Source organism: Pseudomonas sp. MS01C9 (assembly GCF_058202755.1).
The window spans coordinates 3,358,871-3,377,148 of sequence record NZ_CM177073.1; the positions used below are offsets into that span (position 1 = coordinate 3,358,871).

10 protein-coding genes and 1 pseudogene are annotated in these 18,278 nt (G+C 64.4%); 8 read left to right on the forward strand and 3 right to left on the reverse strand.

Annotated elements, in window-relative coordinates; genetic code table 11:
• The first annotated feature begins 25 nt into the window (after positions 1–25).
• The 4 genes and pseudogenes from AC1M7R_RS15235 to AC1M7R_RS15250 all read left to right on the forward strand — a co-directional run.
• Complete coding sequence (locus tag AC1M7R_RS15235; protein WP_072388533.1) at positions 26–2,230, forward strand: DUF1631 domain-containing protein; 2,205 nt, start codon at positions 26–28, stop codon at positions 2,228–2,230.
• Between the two features lie 64 nt (positions 2,231–2,294).
• Entirely contained in the window at positions 2,295–2,855 is a 561-nt protein-coding gene (gene ampD / locus AC1M7R_RS15240; protein WP_072458702.1) for a 1,6-anhydro-N-acetylmuramyl-L-alanine amidase AmpD, read from the forward strand.
• On the forward strand, positions 2,852–3,688 hold the full coding sequence (ampE, locus tag AC1M7R_RS15245) for a regulatory signaling modulator protein AmpE (protein WP_072430737.1): 837 nt from the start codon (positions 2,852–2,854) through the stop codon (positions 3,686–3,688). The genes ampD and ampE overlap by 4 nt, the downstream gene beginning before the upstream one ends.
• Positions 3,689–5,437: 1,749 nt before the next feature.
• A pseudogene (locus AC1M7R_RS15250) lies at positions 5,438–6,010 on the forward strand (methyl-accepting chemotaxis protein); the annotation flags it as partial.
• A 37-nt stretch (positions 6,011–6,047) separates the two neighbouring features.
• Here the strand turns inward: AC1M7R_RS15250 and AC1M7R_RS15255 are convergent.
• Positions 6,048–6,824: a TatD family hydrolase gene (locus tag AC1M7R_RS15255; RefSeq protein WP_072388525.1), complete on the reverse strand. Its 777-nt coding sequence runs from the start codon at positions 6,822–6,824 to the stop codon at positions 6,048–6,050.
• An 18-nt stretch (positions 6,825–6,842) separates the two neighbouring features.
• A complete protein-coding gene (gene cra, locus AC1M7R_RS15260; RefSeq protein ID WP_072388523.1) occupies positions 6,843–7,838 on the reverse strand; it encodes a catabolite repressor/activator in 996 nt (331 codons plus the stop codon).
• A 292-nt stretch (positions 7,839–8,130) separates the two neighbouring features.
• Here cra and ptsP point away from each other — a divergent pair, with 292 nt between their 5' ends.
• From ptsP to AC1M7R_RS15280, 4 genes are all read left to right on the forward strand, one after another.
• Positions 8,131–10,995: a phosphoenolpyruvate--protein phosphotransferase gene (gene ptsP, locus AC1M7R_RS15265; RefSeq protein ID WP_072388521.1), complete on the forward strand. Its 2,865-nt coding sequence runs from the start codon at positions 8,131–8,133 to the stop codon at positions 10,993–10,995.
• Positions 10,995–11,936 (forward strand): 1-phosphofructokinase, encoded by a 942-nt coding sequence (pfkB, locus tag AC1M7R_RS15270; protein WP_072388519.1) that lies wholly within the window; start codon positions 10,995–10,997, stop codon positions 11,934–11,936. Before ptsP ends, pfkB begins: the two co-directional genes overlap by 1 nt.
• Positions 11,937–11,950: 14 nt before the next feature.
• On the forward strand, positions 11,951–13,693 hold the full coding sequence (locus AC1M7R_RS15275) for a PTS fructose-like transporter subunit IIB (RefSeq protein WP_072430739.1): 1,743 nt from the start codon (positions 11,951–11,953) through the stop codon (positions 13,691–13,693).
• 202 nt (positions 13,694–13,895) lie between these two features.
• The gene (locus AC1M7R_RS15280; protein WP_072430740.1) at positions 13,896–15,437 is read left to right on the forward strand and encodes an alkaline phosphatase D family protein; all 1,542 of its coding nucleotides are present in this window, start codon (positions 13,896–13,898) and stop codon (positions 15,435–15,437) included.
• A 132-nt stretch (positions 15,438–15,569) separates the two neighbouring features.
• On the opposite strand, the gene AC1M7R_RS15285 is transcribed toward AC1M7R_RS15280, so the two are convergent.
• On the reverse strand, positions 15,570–18,095 hold the full coding sequence (locus tag AC1M7R_RS15285; protein ID WP_176776499.1) for a PepSY domain-containing protein: 2,526 nt from the start codon (positions 18,093–18,095) through the stop codon (positions 15,570–15,572).
• Between the last annotated feature and the right edge of the window lie 183 nt (positions 18,096–18,278).

Consider the following 18,278-nt stretch of genomic DNA (forward strand, 5'->3'; position numbering starts at 1 on the left):
AAGAACACCGTTTCAGGAGGCCAGGATGCACAACGACGGGAATGTAGTGCCTTTGCACAAGGTTTCTACCGATCAGGCGAATCGTTCGCCGCTCGCCCGTTTGCCTGTGATTCTGCTTCAGGTCCGCGACAAGGCCGCCCAGCAACTGCGCCTGGGCTTGCAAGGGTTGTTCGATAACGCCGACGACACATTGTTCGAAATGGCCGACCGGGCGCGCAACGATGTCGAACAGAACCTGTACTTCGAAGCCATGCGCGACTTGCGCCTGAAACGCAAAAGCATCGAGCGCGAGTTCATCGAGCAGTTTTTCGAGGCGTTCGTCAGCCTGGCCCAGTACGACCTGACCCAGGCTACGTTGACGCCGGCCCTGGCCCAGGCGCGATCGAGCCGCGACGACCTGGAGCGCCACCTGGCGGTGGAGGCCATGGTCACTCGGGTGCTGAGCCGCGACGGAGCTTCCCTGGATCAGTTGACGGCACGCCTCAGCGTGCTGCTGGCCCGGCCCATGGCCAATTCGCAGAATCCTCTGAGCCCCGCACTGCTGTGTGAAAACTTCCTGCAGGCCGGGCGCAACCTGGGGGTGGGAATCAAGGTCAAGCTGATCCTGCTCAAGCTGTTCGAGCGTTATGTGCTCAGCGAATGCGACCAGCTCTATGCCGAGGCCAACCAGTTGCTGGCCGCCACGGGCATTCTGCCGGACCTCAAGATTTCGCCCTCCCGGCGGGCGTCGGATCGCATCGAGGAGCCCACCCGATCCTTGCCGGAAAGGGCAGCCAGGCCGACGGTCGCTGAAGTCGATGACAGCGTGCAGGAGGTGTTCGCCGCGTTGCAGAAGCTGCTGGCGCAGGTGCGAGGCAGCGTGGCGCCGACCCTGGAGCCCAGTGCGCCGGCCCAGCCGATTTCCACTCGGGACCTGCTGCGTCTGCTGTCCCACCTGCAGCAGTATGTGCCAGCGCCCACCCAGCAGGATGAGTTCGACCTGCGCAGCCAGCTCGAACAACTGCTCACCCGTGTCAGCGTCAAGAGTGGCAAGTCTCGGGTGGTCGAAGGTGCTGATGAAGATGTGATCAACCTGATCTCGATGATGTTCGAGTTCATTCTCGACGACCATAACCTGCCCGAGACCCTCAAGGCGCTGATCGGCCGCCTGCAGATCCCGATGCTCAAGGTGGCGGTGCTGGACAAGAGTTTCTTCAGCCGCGGCAATCATCCGGCTCGACGGTTGCTCAATGAAATTGCCGACGCAGCCATGGGCTGGGGCGATTGCGACGATCATCAGCGGGACAATCTCTACGTGCGTATCGAACAGGTGGTCCAGCGCTTGCTGAACGACTTCATCGATGACCCGGCGATCTTTTCCGAAGTGCTGGCGGATTTCCTGGCCTTTACCAGCGACGAGCGGCGTCGCTGTGAGCTGCTCGAACAGCGCATTCGTGACGCCGAAGAGGGGCGGGCGAAGGCCGAGCTGGCGCGTTTACGGGTCGAAGGCGTATTGAACCAGGTGATGCTGGGCAAGACCCTGCCCCTGGCCGTGGTGGAGTTTGTGCAGCAGGCCTGGAGCCAGGTGCTGCTGTTGACCGGCTTCAAGCATGGCGAGGAGTCCGCCGAGTGGCGCGCCGATGTCCTGACCCTGGAGCAACTGATCTGGAGCGTCCAGTACCACGACGAATCCGATGCCGGCCTGCGCTTGCTGGCGATGGTGCCGGAGTTGCTCAAGGCGCTGCGCGAGGGCCTGAGCCGTTCGGCGTTCGATCCGTTCGCCACCAGCGAGTTTTTCAGCGAGTTGGAGCTCCTGCATGTGCAGGCGCTGCAGCGCATGGGCCAGGCCACGGAGCAGGCCCAGGCGTCCGATTCGCCGGAAATGATCGAAGTGAAGGAAAGAATTGTCTTGCGGCCTCCGCACAAGGCGCCAGCCGACAGCGCGGCGGTTCGCTTGCCGGCCGATGACGTAGGGCTGCGCCAGGTCGACCAGTTGCGCCTGGGAAGCTGGGTGGAATTCCAGGAGGATGAAGACAACAGCCTGCGTTGCAAGCTGGCGGCGATCATCGAGAGCACCGGCAAATACGTTTTCGTCAACCGCACCGGGCTCAAGGTGCAGGAGCACAGCCGTACCAGCCTGGCCCTGGAGTTCCGTCGCGGAGCGGCACGGGTACTGGACGACACCCTGCTGTTCGACAGGGCCCTGGAATCCGTGCTGGGCAACCTGCGACAACTCAATCGCGGCAAGTGATCGCGCTGGCGAGGCCGATCACGGCATACTGGCGGCATTGATCGTCGTCATCGAAGGAACCTGTATGCAGCTGGACCCCGCGAGCGGTTGGTGCCACGGCGTGCGTCATTGCCCGTCGCCCAACTTCAATGCGCGCCCCGAGGGCGAGATTTCCCTGCTGGTGATCCATAACATCAGTTTGCCGCCTGCCCAGTTCGCCACGGGCAAGGTCCAGGAATTTTTCCAGAATCGCCTGGATGTCACGGAACATCCCTATTTTGCCGGTATCGCCGACCTGCGCGTTTCCGCGCATTTCCTGATCGAGCGTGATGGCGCCATAACCCAGTTCGTCTCTTGTCTAGAGCGTGCGTGGCACGCCGGGGTTTCGTGCTTCGAAGGCCGGGAGACCTGCAATGATTTCTCCATAGGCATCGAGCTGGAGGGCACCGACGACCTGCCTTTCACCGACGCGCAATATGCCGCCCTGGTGGACCTGACACGGCAGTTGCAGGCGGCGTTCAGCTCGATCACTGTAGAGCGCATCTGCGGGCACAGCGACATTGCGCCGGGCCGCAAGACTGACCCGGGGCCGGCATTCGACTGGGCACGCTACCGTGCGGCCCTGACAGAAGGGGAAGGACAATGAGTTTTCTGGTGTTGCTGCTGGCGGTGTGGATCGAGAAGTTCTCGGCCTTGCGCCAGCGGATCCAGCGCGACGGCGGATGGCTGCGTGAGCTGAACAGGATCGAAGCGAGCCCTCGCTGGGTGAATCGGCCGTGGCTGGTGCTGGGAGTGATGGTACTGGCCCCCGTGGCGTTGCTGGCCTTGTTGCTGTGGGTGCTGGAGCCGGTGGCCTATGGTCTGCTGGCATTGCCGGTGCACTTGCTGGTGGTGATCTACAGCCTGGGACGCGGTGACCTGCTGGCCGAGCTGGGCCCCTTTCGCGATGCCTGGCGACGCGAAGACCTGCAGGCGGCGACTCATGTGGCCAAGCGCGACCTGGCTATCGAAGCCGACAATGGCGAGCAATTGCTGGGCAGGGTCCAGGGCCATCTGCTGTGGCAGGCCTACCAGAGCTTTTTTGCGGTGATCTTCTGGTACTTCCTCTTGGGGCCGGTGGCGGCCCTGAGTTATCGCTTGCTGGCGCTGGCTGCCGAACATAGCCAGAACCCTGGCGTGGCGGAGCGGGCGGCGCAATTGCGCCATGCCTTCGACTGGGTGCCGGTCCGGCTGCTGGCGGCCAGTTTCGCCTTGGTGGGCAACTTCGTCGGGGTCAGCCGGATCATGCTGCATGAACTGCTGAACTGGAACATCAGTGCTGCGCAACTGATCGATAAGGTCGGCCTGGCGGCTGGGGAAATTTCCGCTCCCCTGGCAGGGCCCGAGGGCATCAATAACCTGGATCGGCTCTGGGAGTTGCTGCTGCGTGCGGCGGTGCTCTGGTACGCCGGGTTTGCGGTGTGGACCGTACTGGCCTGACGGGCGCGAGACCACGCCGCCAGGCCTGTGACCCGAGGGCTTGCCTGCGCCCGGTTGCGGGCAATCGCGAACGTGCGTGGGCATTTCTTGAAGCGCCCCGGGATCTGCTTCGCAGGCCGGCTGCAGCAAGCCCCCGGCACGCGGGATCGCCTCACGATCGTTCCCGTTAACCTTAAGTTACAAATCTTCCTTCCGATTTAGGCTATACAGGGACAGCACCACCAATGGTGGCTTTCTGCTGTCGCTGTGCGCGTGCTCATAAAAATAAAAACACTACCGGGAGGCTTTCCTGTGAAGAGTTTGCTCTGGCCCGCCGTCGCCCTGATGAACCGTCTGAGCTTTGGCATGAAGTTCAGCCTGATCAGTGTGTTGTTTCTAGTGCCGATGCTGGTGACCAACTTCTTTCTGGTGCGCGAGTCCTATCGGGAATTGCAGGGCACCCATGTGGAGTTGCAGAGCCTCGACCTGCTGGGCAGCAGCCTGAGCCTGCGCCGCGACCTGGAAACCCTGAACAACCTGGTGCAGATCAATGCCAGCCTGGGCCAATCCGGCAAGGCCGGCGATGTGGAAGCGAAGATCGGCACGCTCGAACAACAGGTCCTCGCCCGCCTGCAGGGCATGACCGCCATGGCCGTGGAACCCGAGCAGGCAGAGGCCTTCGTTGCCAAGCGCGACGAAATGGTCGCTGCGTTCAAGGCCCAGCAGGCCGAGAGTTCCCTGCAAAGCAAAAGCGCCTTGATCGGCAAGCTGCTCAATAGCGCGCAAATGCTGAGCCAGATCATCGCCAGCCAGGCAGGCCTGAGCCGCGATGGGCAGGGTGATATCCGTCAACTCAGCGAACTGATCACCGCTGTGACTCCCAACGTGACCCAGATCCTGGGTGAAGGCCGCGCGTTGGGCGCGTCATCCCTGGGGCTGGGGTTTCTCAACTCCTCGTCGAGCACCCGGTTCGACGAGTGGCTGGCACAGGTCGAAAAGCTTCAGGGCGAATACGATCTGAAATTGCAGGACGCCCTGGGCTCGAGCAAGGCAGCCGGGCAGGCGTTGGCCGAGCCGGCGGCCAGCAGCAAGAACACCCTCAGGCAAGCGGCGGAACTGATCGAAGAACAAGTGGTGATGGCCGACACCCTCGATGCACCCTGGTCGGCCTTCTACGATCAGGTCAGTGGGCTGATGGCCCAGACCTACCGGTTGAACGAATCGACCCTGGGCTTTCTCGGCGCCCAACTGCAGCATCGCCTGGAGCAGAATCGCAGCCACATGGTGCTGCAAGCCGTGGCGCTGGCGGCGGTATTCCTGCTGATTTTCTACCTGTACGCCGGCTTCTATGCCTCGACCCGTACGACGCTCCAGCGCCTGGGGCAGATGATGGACAAGGTGGCGGCCGGGGACATGACGGTCAACTTCGTGGCCAGCAGCAAGGATGAGCTGGGCGAATTGGGCGCGGTGTTCAATGGCACGGTGGCGAAGATCCACGACCTGATCGAACAGGTGGGCCGCACGGTCGCCGAGGTGGAGCGCCAGGCCGGGCAGGTGGAAACCGTCTCGGCCCGCAGCAACCAGGCGGTTGCCGGCCAGCGGAGCCAGATCGAGCTGGTGGCCACGGCCATGAACCAGATGTCGGCCACCGCCCAGGAAGTGGCTCGCAGCGCCGCGGCGGCGGTCAGCAGCGCCCACAGCGTCAACGACGAAACCCTCAGCGGCCGTGGCCTGGTGGAGTCCCAGCAGGGCAGCATTGCCCGCTTGGCCAGCGAGATCGACCAGTCGGTACAGGTCATCAATCAACTGGCGACCGACAGCCAGGCCATCAGCCGCGTGCTGGACGTGATCAAGAGCATCGCCGAGCAGACCAACCTGCTGGCCCTCAACGCCGCCATCGAAGCGGCCCGGGCCGGTGAGCAGGGGCGCGGCTTCGCGGTGGTGGCCGACGAAGTGCGGACGCTGGCCAAGCGCACCCAGCAATCGACCGAAGAAATCGAAGCGATGATCAGTCGCCTGCACGGCGGCGTGGGGGCTGCGGTCCGGGCCATGGGCACCAGTCATGAAATGGCCAGCGGCACGGTAGGCCAATCGGAACAGGTCCAGCAGGCCCTGGAAAATATCCTCGGCGCCGTGGGCATGATCGTCGACCAGAACCAGCAGATCGCCGCCGCCGTGGAACAGCAGACGGCCGTGGCCCATGACATCGACCAGAACATCGTCGAGATCAACCGCGCCGGCGAACGCACCGCCGAAGGTGCACACCAGACCGAGGATGCCAGCCGGGCATTGTCAGCCCAGGTGGTGCAGCTCAAGCAATTGATCAATGCGTTTCGGGTGTAGACCGTTGTGGGAGCGAGCCTGCTCGCGCCCACAGGTTTTACCAGTTGAAGAGTTGGCGGGCGTTGGCGGTGCTGGCCTCGGCCAGTCGCTCAGGCGTGACCGCCATGATCCCGGCCAGTGCCTCGCAGATAGCCGGTAGATGCGCAGGGCTGTTGCGCTGACCGGGGAACATCGCCGGCGCCATGTCCGGTGAGTCGGTCTCCAGCACGACGGCGTCCAGGGGCAGTTTCGCCAGCACGCGGTGCATGCGCAGGGCCTGGGGCCAGGTCGCGGCACCGCCCAGGCCAAGCTTGAAGCCTAGCTTGATGTATTCGCGTGCCTCTTCGTAGCTGCCGGCGAAGGCGTGGATGATGCCTGTGCGTTCCAGGGCGAAGCGCTTGAGGGTCGCGATCACGGCGGCGTGGCTGCGGCGTACATGGATCAGCGCCGGCAGGCGGAATTGCGCCGCCAGTTGCAACTGCGCCTCGAACAGCGTCTGCTGGCGCTCGCGGTCGAGGGTTTCGATGTAGTAATCCAGGCCGATTTCACCTACCGCGCACAGTTGCCGATGCCCGGCCAGGCGGTCCAGCCAGTCGTGCAGTTGCGTCACGTCGTCGGCGCGATGCTGGTCCAGGTAGACCGGGTGCAGGCCCAGCGCGGCGTGCAGGTCCGGGTCGCTCTGCACCAGGTCCCAGACGCGCTGCCAATTGTCCCGATGCACCCCCAGCACCACCATCTCCCGGACGCCCAGCGCGCGGCTATTGGCCAGCAGCGCCGGCCGGTCCGCGTCGAAGTCGGGAAAGTCCAGGTGGGTGTGGGTGTCGATCAGCTCCATGTTCCGGCCCTGAAATGCTCAACCCTGGTGGATGCGCTGTTTGAATGTCCGCGCGATGGCTTGCACACCCGGCTGGTATTCATCGTTTTCGATGGCTGCCAGGGCCAGTTCCAGTGCCTTGTCGGCAATCAGTTGATGTTGCTGGGACATGGCGTTGACCGGCAGTGGCAGGAAGTCCAGCAGTTGTGTGTCGCCGAACGTACCCAGGCGCAGCGGGCGCGCCTTGAGCGGGAAGTCGTGCAGGGCGTCGAACACCCCTTGCAGCAGGACGTAGGACGTGGTGATCAGTGCATCGGGCAAGTGACCGAGGCGTTCGAGCAACTCCTCCATCAACTGGCGACCGCATTCCCGGCTGAACGACTCGCCGTGTTCGATCAATACCTGGCCGTCGAACCCGGCCAGTGCCTGGCGAAAACCGGCGGCCCGTTCCTGGCTGATGCTCAGCTCTGGGCGAGCGCCGATCAGCGCGATCTGCCGGGGCTGTGTTTCCAGCAGGCTGCGGGTCAATTGCAGGCTGGCCTGGCGATCGTCGCTGATCACCGAGCAGAAGTGGGCCGGTTCCATTACCCGGTCGATGGCGATGATCGGGATGCCCTTGGCCTGCAGCTGGCGATAACTGTCATCGCCGGCGGGCAGGCAGCTGGCGACGATCAGCGCATCGCAGCGGCGGGCGCGGAACAGCTGCAAGAGCTGGCGCTCGCTGTCGGGCGCGTCGTCGGAGCTGGCGATCAGCAACTGATAGCCCTGGGCCCGGGCGCCTTGTTCCAGCAGCTTGGCGATGCGGGCGTAACTGGGGTTTTCCAGATCCGGCAGGATGAAGCCCAGGGTACGGGTGTGCCGGCTGCGCAGCCCGGCGGCCTGGGGGTTGGGCGTGAAGCCGTGTTCTTCGACCACCGCGCGCACCCGCTCGACGGTCGCGTTGCTGATGCGTTGCTGTTCGGCCTTGCCGTTGATGACATAACTGGCGGTGGTGACGGACACACCGGCCAGTTGGGCGATATCACTGAGTTTCAACCCGGTTTTCCTTGTTTTTTCGAGGTTGCCCCGACAATGAGCAGCCATCCTACCCGATTGTGGGTGACGGACGCTTTCGACAAGTTGCACTTCAAGGATGAAAGATTATCGAGTAACGTGCCAATCTTTCTAGATTAAACGTTTCAGCAAGCGTATTTTCAAGGCTGACAGAAATTTTGGCGACTCTGCCGCGATCCCGCCAAATGCTGTCCTGTCGCGTTAGGGTACAAAGCCTAAGCTGATTCATTCAAAACAATACCTGGCGACCACCGGACGCCAAAAAGGAGAAAGCATGCTCGAGCTCAATCCAGAGCAGATATCCATGGCCCAGACGGCTGTGGATAAAGCCGCCGCGCTGCAATTGCTCGCTGACAAACTGGTTGCCGATGGCCTGGTGGCCGAAGGTTATCTCGCCGGCTTGCAGGCCCGCGAAGCACAGGGCTCGACCTTTCTTGGCCAAGGTATCGCCATTCCCCACGGTACGCCGCAGACCCGCGACCTGGTTCACTCCACGGGCGTGCGCTTGCTGCAGTTCCCCGACGGGGTGGATTGGGGCGATGGACAGATCGTCTACCTGGCGATCGGCATCGCGGCCAAATCCGACGAACACCTGCGTTTGCTGCAATTGCTGACCCGGGCCCTGGGCGAGACCGACCTGGGCCAGGCCCTGCGCCGTGCCAGTTCTGCCGAGGCGCTGTTGAAGCTGCTGCAAGGGGCGCCACAGGAACTGGCCCTGGACGCACAGATGATCGGCCTGGGTGTGTCGGCCGATGATTTCGAAGAACTGGTCTGGCGTGGCGCCCGCCTGCTGCGCCAGGCCGATTGCGTCAGCAATGGGTTTGCCGGGGTCTTGCAGCAAGTCGATGCGCTGCCCCTGGGCGATGGCCTGTGGTGGTTGCACAGCGAACAGACGGTCAAGCGTCCGGGCCTGGCGTTCGTGACGCCGGACAAACCCATCCGTTATCTCGGCCAGCCCCTGAGCGGGTTGTTCTGCCTGGCCAGTCTCGGCGAGGCGCACCAGGCGCTGCTCGAACGCCTGTGTGCGTTGTTGATCGAAGGGCGCGGCCACGAACTGGGGCGGGCCACCAGCAGTCGCAAGGTACTGGAAGTGCTGGGCGGCGAGTTGCCCGCCGACTGGCCCAGCGCCCGCATCGGCCTGGCCAATGCCCATGGCTTGCATGCGCGTCCGGCCAAGATCCTCGCGCAACTGGCCAAGAGCTTCGAAGGCGAGATTCGCGTGCGGATCGTCGATGGCCAGGACAGCGCCGTGTCGGCCAAGAGCCTGAGCAAGCTGCTGAGCCTGGGCGCCCGGCGCGGCCAGGTCCTGGAGTTCATTGCCGAACCGAGCATTGCCAACGATGCGTTGCCGGCACTGCTGGCGGCCATTGAAGAAGGCCTGGGCGAAGAGGTCGAACCGTTGCCGCCACCGAGTGCGCCACGGGAAACCGTGATGGCCGAGGTCGCGACCGTCATGCTGGCGCCTGAATCCGGCAGCCTGATCCAGGCCGTCGCCGCCGCCCCGGGCATCGCCATCGGCCCGGCCCATATCCAGGTACTGCAGGCCATCGACTATCCGCTGCGCGGTGAATCGGCGGCCATCGAGCGCGAGCGCCTGCAGAACGCCTTGAGCCAGGTGCGGCGCGACATCCAGGGCCTGATCGAACGCGCCAAGGCCAAGGCTGTTCGCGAGATCTTCATCACCCACCAGGAAATGCTCGACGACCCGGAGCTGACCGACGAAGTCGACACCCGCTTGAAGCTGGGCGAGAGTGCGCAGGCGGCGTGGATGGGCGTGATCGAAGCCGCCGCCAAAGAGCAGGAGGCCTTGCAGGATGCCTTGCTGGCCGAGCGGGCCGCCGACCTGCGGGACGTTGGCCGTCGGGTGCTGGCGCAACTGTGTGGCGTCGAAACCCCGAACGAACCCGAGCAGCCGTACATCCTGGTGATGGACGAAGTGGGGCCGTCCGATGTGGCTCGTCTGGATCCGAGCCGCGTGGCCGGGATCCTCACCGCCCGGGGCGGCGCCACTGCCCATAGCGCTATCGTCGCCCGTGCCCTGGGCATCCCGGCGCTGGTGGGGGCCGGCGCCGCGGTGTTGCTGCTGGCGCCGGGCACGCCATTGTTGCTGGACGGGCAGCGCGGCCGCCTGCATGTCGATCCGGACGCCGCCACTTTGCAACGCGCTGTCGAGGAGCGCGACACCCGCGAACAGCGCCTCAAGGTCGCCGCCCAACAGCGTCACCAACCGGCATTGACCCGTGATGGCCACGCGGTGGAAGTGTTCGCCAACATCGGCGAAAGCGCCGGGGTCGCCAGCGCTGTGGAGCAGGGCGCCGAGGGCATCGGCCTGTTGCGCACCGAGCTGATTTTCATGGCCCACACCCAGGCGCCGGACGAGGCCATCCAGGAAGCCGAATACCGCAAGGTGCTCGACGGCCTGGCCGGTCGACCACTGGTGGTGCGCACCCTCGATGTGGGGGGCGACAAGCCGCTGCCGTACTGGCCGATAGCCAAAGAGGAAAACCCTTTCCTCGGCGTGCGGGGCATTCGTCTGACCCTGCAGCGTCCGCAGATCATGGAGGCGCAATTGCGGGCCTTGCTGCGTTCGGCGGACAACCGTCCGCTACGGATCATGTTTCCCATGGTGGGCAGCGTCGAAGAGTGGCGCCAGGCCCGGGACATGACCGAGCGCCTGCGCCGGGAAATCCCTGTGGCGGACCTGCAGCTGGGGATCATGATCGAAGTGCCGTCCGCTGCGCTGCTGGCCCCGGTACTCGCCAAGGAAGTGGATTTCTTCAGCGTCGGCACCAACGACCTGACCCAGTACACCCTGGCCATCGACCGTGGCCACCCGAGCCTCTCGGCCCAGGCCGATGGCCTGCACCCGGCGGTGCTGCAACTGATCGACATCACCGTGCGCGCCGCGCATGCCCACGGCAAGTGGGTCGGTGTGTGCGGTGAGCTGGCGGCCGACCCGCTGGCGGTGCCGGTGCTGGTAGGCCTGGGTGTGGACGAACTGAGTGTTTCAGCCCGTAGCATCGCCGAGGTCAAGGCACGGGTACGCGAATTGACCCTCGAACAGGCCAAAGCCCTCGCCCAGGAGGCGCTGGCCGTGGGCAGCGCCAATGACGTGCGCACATTAGTGGAGGCGCTGTAATGGCGAAGATTCTTACCCTGACCCTCAATCCGGCGCTCGACCTCACGGTGGAACTGGCGCGTCTGGAGCCGGGGCAGGTCAACCGCAGCGATGCCATGCACAGCCACGCCGCCGGTAAAGGCGTGAACGTGGCCCAGGTCCTGGCCGACCTGGGGCATACGCTGACCGTCAGCGGTTTTCTCGGCGAAGACAACGCCCAGGCGTTCGAGACGCTGTTCGCCCAGCGCGGCTTTACCGATGCCTTTATCCGGGTGCCCGGTGAAACCCGCAGCAACATCAAGCTGGCCGAGCAGGATGGGCGCATCACGGACCTCAACGGTCCGGGCCCGAAGGTCGATGACGCCGCGCAACAGGCATTGCTCGAGCGGCTGGAACGGATCGCCCCCGGTCACGATGCCGTGGTGGTGGCGGGCAGCTTGCCCCGTGGGGTCAGCCCGCAATGGTTGCAAGCCCTGATCACGCGCTTGAAGACACTCGGCCTGAAAGTGGCCCTGGACACCAGCGGCGAAGCCTTGCGCGTCGCACTGGCGGCCGGCCCCTGGCTGATCAAGCCGAACACCGAGGAGCTGGCCGATGCGCTGGGGTGTGATGTAGTGAGCGAATCGGCCCAGGTCGAGGCTGCGCAGCGCCTGCACGCACAGGGCGTCGAGCAGGTGGTGATTTCCCATGGCGCCGACGGGGTGAACTGGTTCAGTGCCGGATCGGCGCTACATGCCTCGCCGCCCCGGGTCACCGTCGCCAGCACCGTGGGCGCCGGGGACTCGCTGTTGGCGGGCATGCTCCACGGCCTGCTGGGCGCGCACACCCCCGAGCAGACCCTGCGCACCGCCACGGCCATCGCCGCCATGGCCGTGACGCAGATCGGTTTCGGCATCCGTGACACCGCGTTGCTGGCGTCGCTTGAACAGGGCGTGCGCGTGCGCCCCCTGACAGAACAATAAGAGGGTTCGCAAGTATGAAACTAGCCATTGTGACGGCCTGCCCGAACGGCATGGTCACCAGTGTGTTGTGCGCCCGCCTGCTGGACGCGGCGGCCCAGCGCCAGGGATGGAGCACCAGCGTCGAGGTGCATGACGCGACCCATCCGGAACGCCAGTTGTCGACGGCGACCCTTGAAGCCGCCGAATGGATCTTGCTGGTTGCCAGCGGCCCGGTGGATCTGTCGCGATTTGTCGGCAAGCGGGTATTTCGCAGCACACCGGCCCAGGCCCTGCAGGACGTTGATGCGGTGCTGCGTCGTGGCGCCGTAGAAGCTGAGGTTCTGGGCGAGGCCGACGCGTTCGCACAAGAACCGGCGGCGTCGGCCGAGCGTGCCCCGCGCCTGGTTGCCATCACCGCATGCCCAACGGGCGTTGCCCATACCTTCATGGCCGCCGAAGCCTTGCAGCAGGCGGCGACGAAACTGGGCTACGACCTGCAGGTGGAAACCCAGGGCTCGGTCGGTGCGCGCAATCCGTTGAGCGCCGAGGCCATCGCCGAAGCGGACGTGGTGCTGCTGGCGACCGACATTGAAGTCGCCACCGAGCGGTTTGCTGGCAAGAAGATCTATCGTTGCAGCACTGGCGTGGCCTTGAAACAGGCCGAAGCGACGCTGAACAAAGCGCTGGTCGAAGGTCGCCAGGAAAGCGCCTCGAGCGGCGCCAGCGCCCCGGCCAAGTCGGAAAAGACCGGCGCCTACAAGCACCTGCTGACCGGCGTATCGTTCATGCTGCCGATGGTGGTGGCCGGTGGTTTGATGATCGCCTTGTCGTTCGTGTTCGGCATCGAGGCCTTCAAGGAGCCTGGCACCCTGGCGGCCGCGCTGATGCAGATTGGCGGCGACACGGCGTTCAAGCTGATGGTGCCGCTGCTGGCCGGCTACATCGCCTATTCCATCGCCGACCGTCCGGGCCTGGCGCCGGGAATGATCGGTGGAATGCTGGCAAGCACCCTGGGGGCCGGCTTCATCGGCGGCATCATCGCCGGTTTCCTGGCCGGTTATGCGGCCAAGGCGATCAATCGCTACGCCCGACTGCCCCAGAGCCTGGAAGCGCTCAAGCCGATCCTGATCATCCCGCTGCTGGCGAGCCTGTTCACTGGCCTGGTGATGATCTACGTGGTGGGCAAGCCAGTGGCGGGCATGCTGGATGCCCTGACCCATTTCCTCGATAGCATGGGCACCGCCAATGCCATTTTGCTGGGCGTGCTGCTGGGCGCGATGATGTGCATCGACCTGGGTGGGCCCATCAACAAGGCCGCCTACGCGTTTTCGGTGGGCCTGCTGGCTTCCCAGAGTTACGCACCGATGGCCGCGACCATGGCCGCCGGCATGGTGCCGCCGATTGGCCTGGGTATCGCCACCTTCATCGCCCGGCGCAAGTTCGCCCGGACCGAACGCGAGGCCGGCAAGGCGGCCCTGGTGCTGGGGCTGTGCTTCATCTCCGAAGGTGCCATTCCATTCGCTGCCAAGGACCCGTTGCGGGTGATTCCGGCCAGCATTGCCGGTGGTGCGCTGACCGGTGCGTTGTCGATGTACTTCGGCTGCAAACTCATGGCACCCCACGGCGGTCTGTTCGTGATGCTGATCCCCAATGCCATCAATCATGCGCTGCTGTACCTGCTGGCGATCGTGGCGGGTAGCTTGCTGACGGCGGTGGTGTATGCGTTGCTCAAGCGGCCTGAGGGGGTGGAAATGACGTTGGAGCCGGCCAAGGCCTGATCGCTTCTTTGAAACAATGAAATTCCCCTGTGGGAGCGAGCTTGCTCGCGATAGCGGTGTATCGGTGGACAACTGGGTTGCCTGACACTCCGCCATCGCGAGCACGCTAGCTCCCACATTGCTTTTGGGGCGGGCATGAATTCCCTGTCACACCCACTTCACACACCCATGCTTTAGTTTTCCCATTTCAAGGGAGAACACCATGAGCGAATTCGACCGGGGCCGTCGTCGTGTGATTCAAGCCGTGGGGGCGGGGTTGTTATTGCCGGGGCTGGCACCGGCAGTGATCGCTTCGGTGAAGGATCGTCCGCTGATCACCGACGGCGTGCAGTCCGGCGACTTGCGCGGTGACCGGGCGATGATCTGGAGCCGTTGCGATCGTCCGGCACGGATGGTGGTGCAATGGGATACCCGCAGCCGGTTCCACAACCCCCGGCAGGTCGTTTCGCCTGTGGTGGACAGCCGCAGCGATTTCACGGCGCGGGTGGAGCTCAGCGGATTGCCGCCCGACCAGGCTGTGTTCTATCGCGTGCGTTTCGAAGACGCCCAATATGGCGTTGCCAGCGAACCCTGGCTCGGTCACTTGCGCAGCGTGCCGCAATTCAAGCGCAACATCCGCTTTGTCTGGAGCGGCGATACCGTCGGCCAGGGCTTTGGTATCAACCCGGATATCGGTGGCATGCGGATCTACGAGGCCATGCGCCTGCGCCTGCCGGATTTTTTCATCCACAGCGGCGACACCATCTATGCCGACGGTCCGGTCCCGGCGCAGATCACCACCGAAGGCGGTCGTATCTGGCGCAACCTCACCACCGAAGCCAAGAGCAAGGTCGCCGAGACCCTGGATGAATACCGTGGCAACTATCGTTACAACCTGATGGACGAGAACCTGCGGCGCTTCAATGCCGAGGTGCCGCAGATCTGGCAATGGGACGACCACGAAGTGGTGAACAACTGGTCACCCGGTAAACAGCTGGATGAGCGCTACCAGACCAAGGACATCCACACCCTGGTGGGGCGTGCACGGCAGGCCTGGCTGGAATACGCGCCGATGCGCCTGCAGAAGGCCGACGGCGGCGGGCGGATCTACCGCAAGCTCGGCTATGGGCCGATGCTGGATGTCTTCGTGCTGGACATGCGCAGTTACCGCGAAGCCAACGACGCCAACCTGGGCGCAGCCAAACCGTTCCTTGGCCGCGAGCAGCTGAACTGGCTCAAGCGCGAATTGAAGCAGTCCCGTGCCCAATGGAAAGTCATCGCCGCCGACATGCCCATCGGCCTGGGTGTGCCTGACGGGGAGGTCAGCCCCGGTGTACCGCGCTGGGAGGCGGTTGCCAATGGTGACCCGGGCCAGGCCCAGGGGCGCGAGGTGGAAATCGCCGAGCTGCTCGGCTACTTGCGCAAGCATCAAGTGCGCAACTACGTCTGGCTGACCGCCGATGTCCATTATTGCGCCGCCCACCATTACCACCCGGAGCAGGCCGCATTCCAGGACTTCGAGCCGTTCTGGGAGTTTGTCGCCGGGCCCTTGAATGCTGGCAGCTTCGGACCCAACGCCCTGGACAAGACCTTCGGGCCCGAGGTGGTGTTCCAGAAGGCCCCGCCAGCGCAGAACACCTCGCCGTTCGCCGGCTACCAGTTCTTCGGTGAGGTGAACATCGACGGGCAGAGCGGGGAGATGAGCGTGGTGCTGCGGGATCTGCAAGGGGTGGCGGTATTCGAGAAGAAGTTGCAGCCGGTTTGAATGTCAGCCATGCAACGCCCCCTGTGGGAGCGAGCTTGCTCGCGATGGCAGTGTGTCAGTCAATGAGGCGTTGACTGAAGCTGCGCTATCGCGAGCAAGCTCGCTCCCACAGGGTCGATGTTGCGGCCAGGATCAGTAGACGTCCCGCCGATACCGCCCCTGCTCGATCAGCCGTTCCACGTCCTCGCGGCCCAGCACCAGGTTGAGCACGTGATCCACCCCTGACGCCATGCCTTGCAAGCTGCCGCAGACATAGATCACCGCGCCGTCGGCCATCCATTGCTTGAGCAGCGCGGCCGATTCCAGCAGGCGGTCCTGGACGTAGATTTTCTGTTCCTGATCCCGGGAAAAGGCCAGGTCCAGGCGCTCCAGGTCGCCGGAGGTCACCCATTCCTGCAACTCGTCGCGGCAGTGGAAATCGTGTTCGCGGTTGCGTTCGCCAAACAGCAACCAATTGCGCTGCATGCCCTCGGCGACCCGGGCCTTGAGCAGGCTGCGCAGGCCCGCCAGGCCCGTGCCATTGCCCAGCAGAATCATCGGTACGCCCTGGGGCGGCAGATGGAAACCGCTGTTGCGGCGCACGCGCAGGGTGATGGCGCTGCCCAGCGGGGCGTGTTCGGTGAGCCAGCCGGAGCCGATGCCCAGGCTGCCATCGGCGTGGCGTTCCTGGCGTACGATCAGCTCCAGCGAGCCATCGGCCGGGATCGAGGCGATGGAATATTCGCGTATGGCCAGGGGCGCCAATGCATCGAACAGGGCCTGGGCATGCAGTCCCACCAGGTGAGCGCGGTTGGCCGGCAACTGACGGGTGGCCAGGGCCTGTTCCAGGCTGTGCGGCAGGCCGTCGACCTGCACCTTGGCATTGCCGGCGATGCCCAGGCCATCGAGGAACTGCTCGATGGCCCAGCGGTCGTTGCGTGGCAACACCTGCACCAGGTCGCCGGCCAGCCAACTGCTCGGGCCAGGGGCGGTGAGCCCCAACAGGTACACGCCCGAGCCGCTGCTGTCGGGGTTGAGCAGAGTGCGCTGGTTCAACGTCCAGTTTTCGAAGTCGGGGGCTTTCCAGGTATCGGCCGGCGCCTGGCCGGTCAGTTCGGCCAATTGCTGCTGCCAGTGACGCAGGGCGTACGGGTCGCCGCTGTCGACTTCCACCGGGGCGAACAACGTCTTGCCGCCGTGCTCGGCCAACCAGGCGTGCAGGCGCCGGGCGAAGCCACAGAAGTTCTCGTACTGTCGATCCCCAAGGCCCAGCACCGAGTAGTGCAGGCGTTCCAGGCTCAGGGTCTGGCCCAGCACCTTGCGCTCGAACCCACGGGCGCTGTCCGGTCCTTCACCGTCGCCAAAGGTACTGACCACGAACAAGGCATGGGTGGAGTGGCTCAGGTCCTGTTCGCTGACGCCGGCCAGCGGCCGGACATTCACCGGCACCCCGGCGGCCTGGAGTTGACCGGCGGTCTGCCAGGCCAGTTGTTCGGCGAAGCCGCTCTGGCTGGCGAACCCGATCAGCCAGGCCGGCGCATCGCCGTGCTGGCTGGACAGCGCCTGGCGCGCCTGCCTGGCCTGGCGTTTCTTGCGACGACGGTCCAGGTACAGCAACCAGCCGGTAATGAAGAACAGTGGCATGGCCAGCGCGGCAACCGTCACCAGGATCCGCCCGGGCAGGCCGAAATAACTGCCGACATGCAGGGCATAGACGCTGGTCAGCAGTTGTGCCTTGAGGCTCTTGTCGCTGTAGCGGCTGTGTCGGGTGATGGCGCCGGTGGCCGGGTCGAGCATGATCTGGTTCAACGCGCGATCATGAGGCGAATTCTTCAGCAGGTAGAACACCGTCGCCGGTTGCCCGGCCACCGGTGGCATGCGTACGTTATAGGCGGACAGGTCCGGCCCTGCGAGGCTGTAGATGCTGCTCCACATGGCCCGGTAGTCGGCCACCGGCGGCGGGCCTTCCGGTGCCGGCCCCCGGTTGCGCACCCTTTCGTCCTTGGGTGAGTCGGAGAGCAGACGTGTCACGCCTTTGTTGTACCACTCGTACGACCAGGTCAGGCCGGTCAGGGCGGCCAGCAGGTAGAACACCAGGCACCAGGTGCCGGCCACCGAGTGCAGGTCCCAATTGAAGCCGCGGCCTTTCTTCGCCCAGTCGAGGGTCAGCCAGGCGCGCCAGTTCTTCCATTGCCTCGGCCAGCGCAGATAAAGCCCGGACAGGCAGAAGAACACCAGGATCAGCGTGCACGCCCCGGTGATCTGCCGGCCCACGTCATCCAGGGCCAGGATGCGATGCAGCTTGAGCACCAGGACAAAGAAGTCCTGGCCCACCACGTCGCCCATGAACTGGGCGTTGTAGGGATTGAAATAACGCATGGCCCCGCGTTTTTCCCCGGGCGGGGCGGTGAAGATCACCCGCGCGGCATTGCCGCTGTCGGTCTCGACCCAGAGCATGTTCACGGTCTTGCCGGAGGCGGCTTCGATCTGTTCCACCAGTTCGGCCGGCGGCAGGACGCCGGCCGGCTGTTTCGGGACCACCAGCACATGGGGGTTCAATGCCCTCAGGATCTCATCCTGGAACGACACCGCCGCACCGGTAATGCCCATGAATGCCAGGACCAGGCCGGCACTGATGCCAAAGAACCAGTGCAACTGGAACAGGGTTTTCTTCAACACATCGCTCGCCTTGTTCATGTATTACGTTTCATCACGGCGCGTATTATGCCGTGTGTTATCGAGAAGCATTCATAAACACGTATAAAAGCCCCGATCATTCGTATGAACGGGGCTCGGGCACGCTGTTGGCCGGCTGTTGGAAACATGTGGCGAGAGCAGGCTGCCTCGCCACGAGCCGTATGG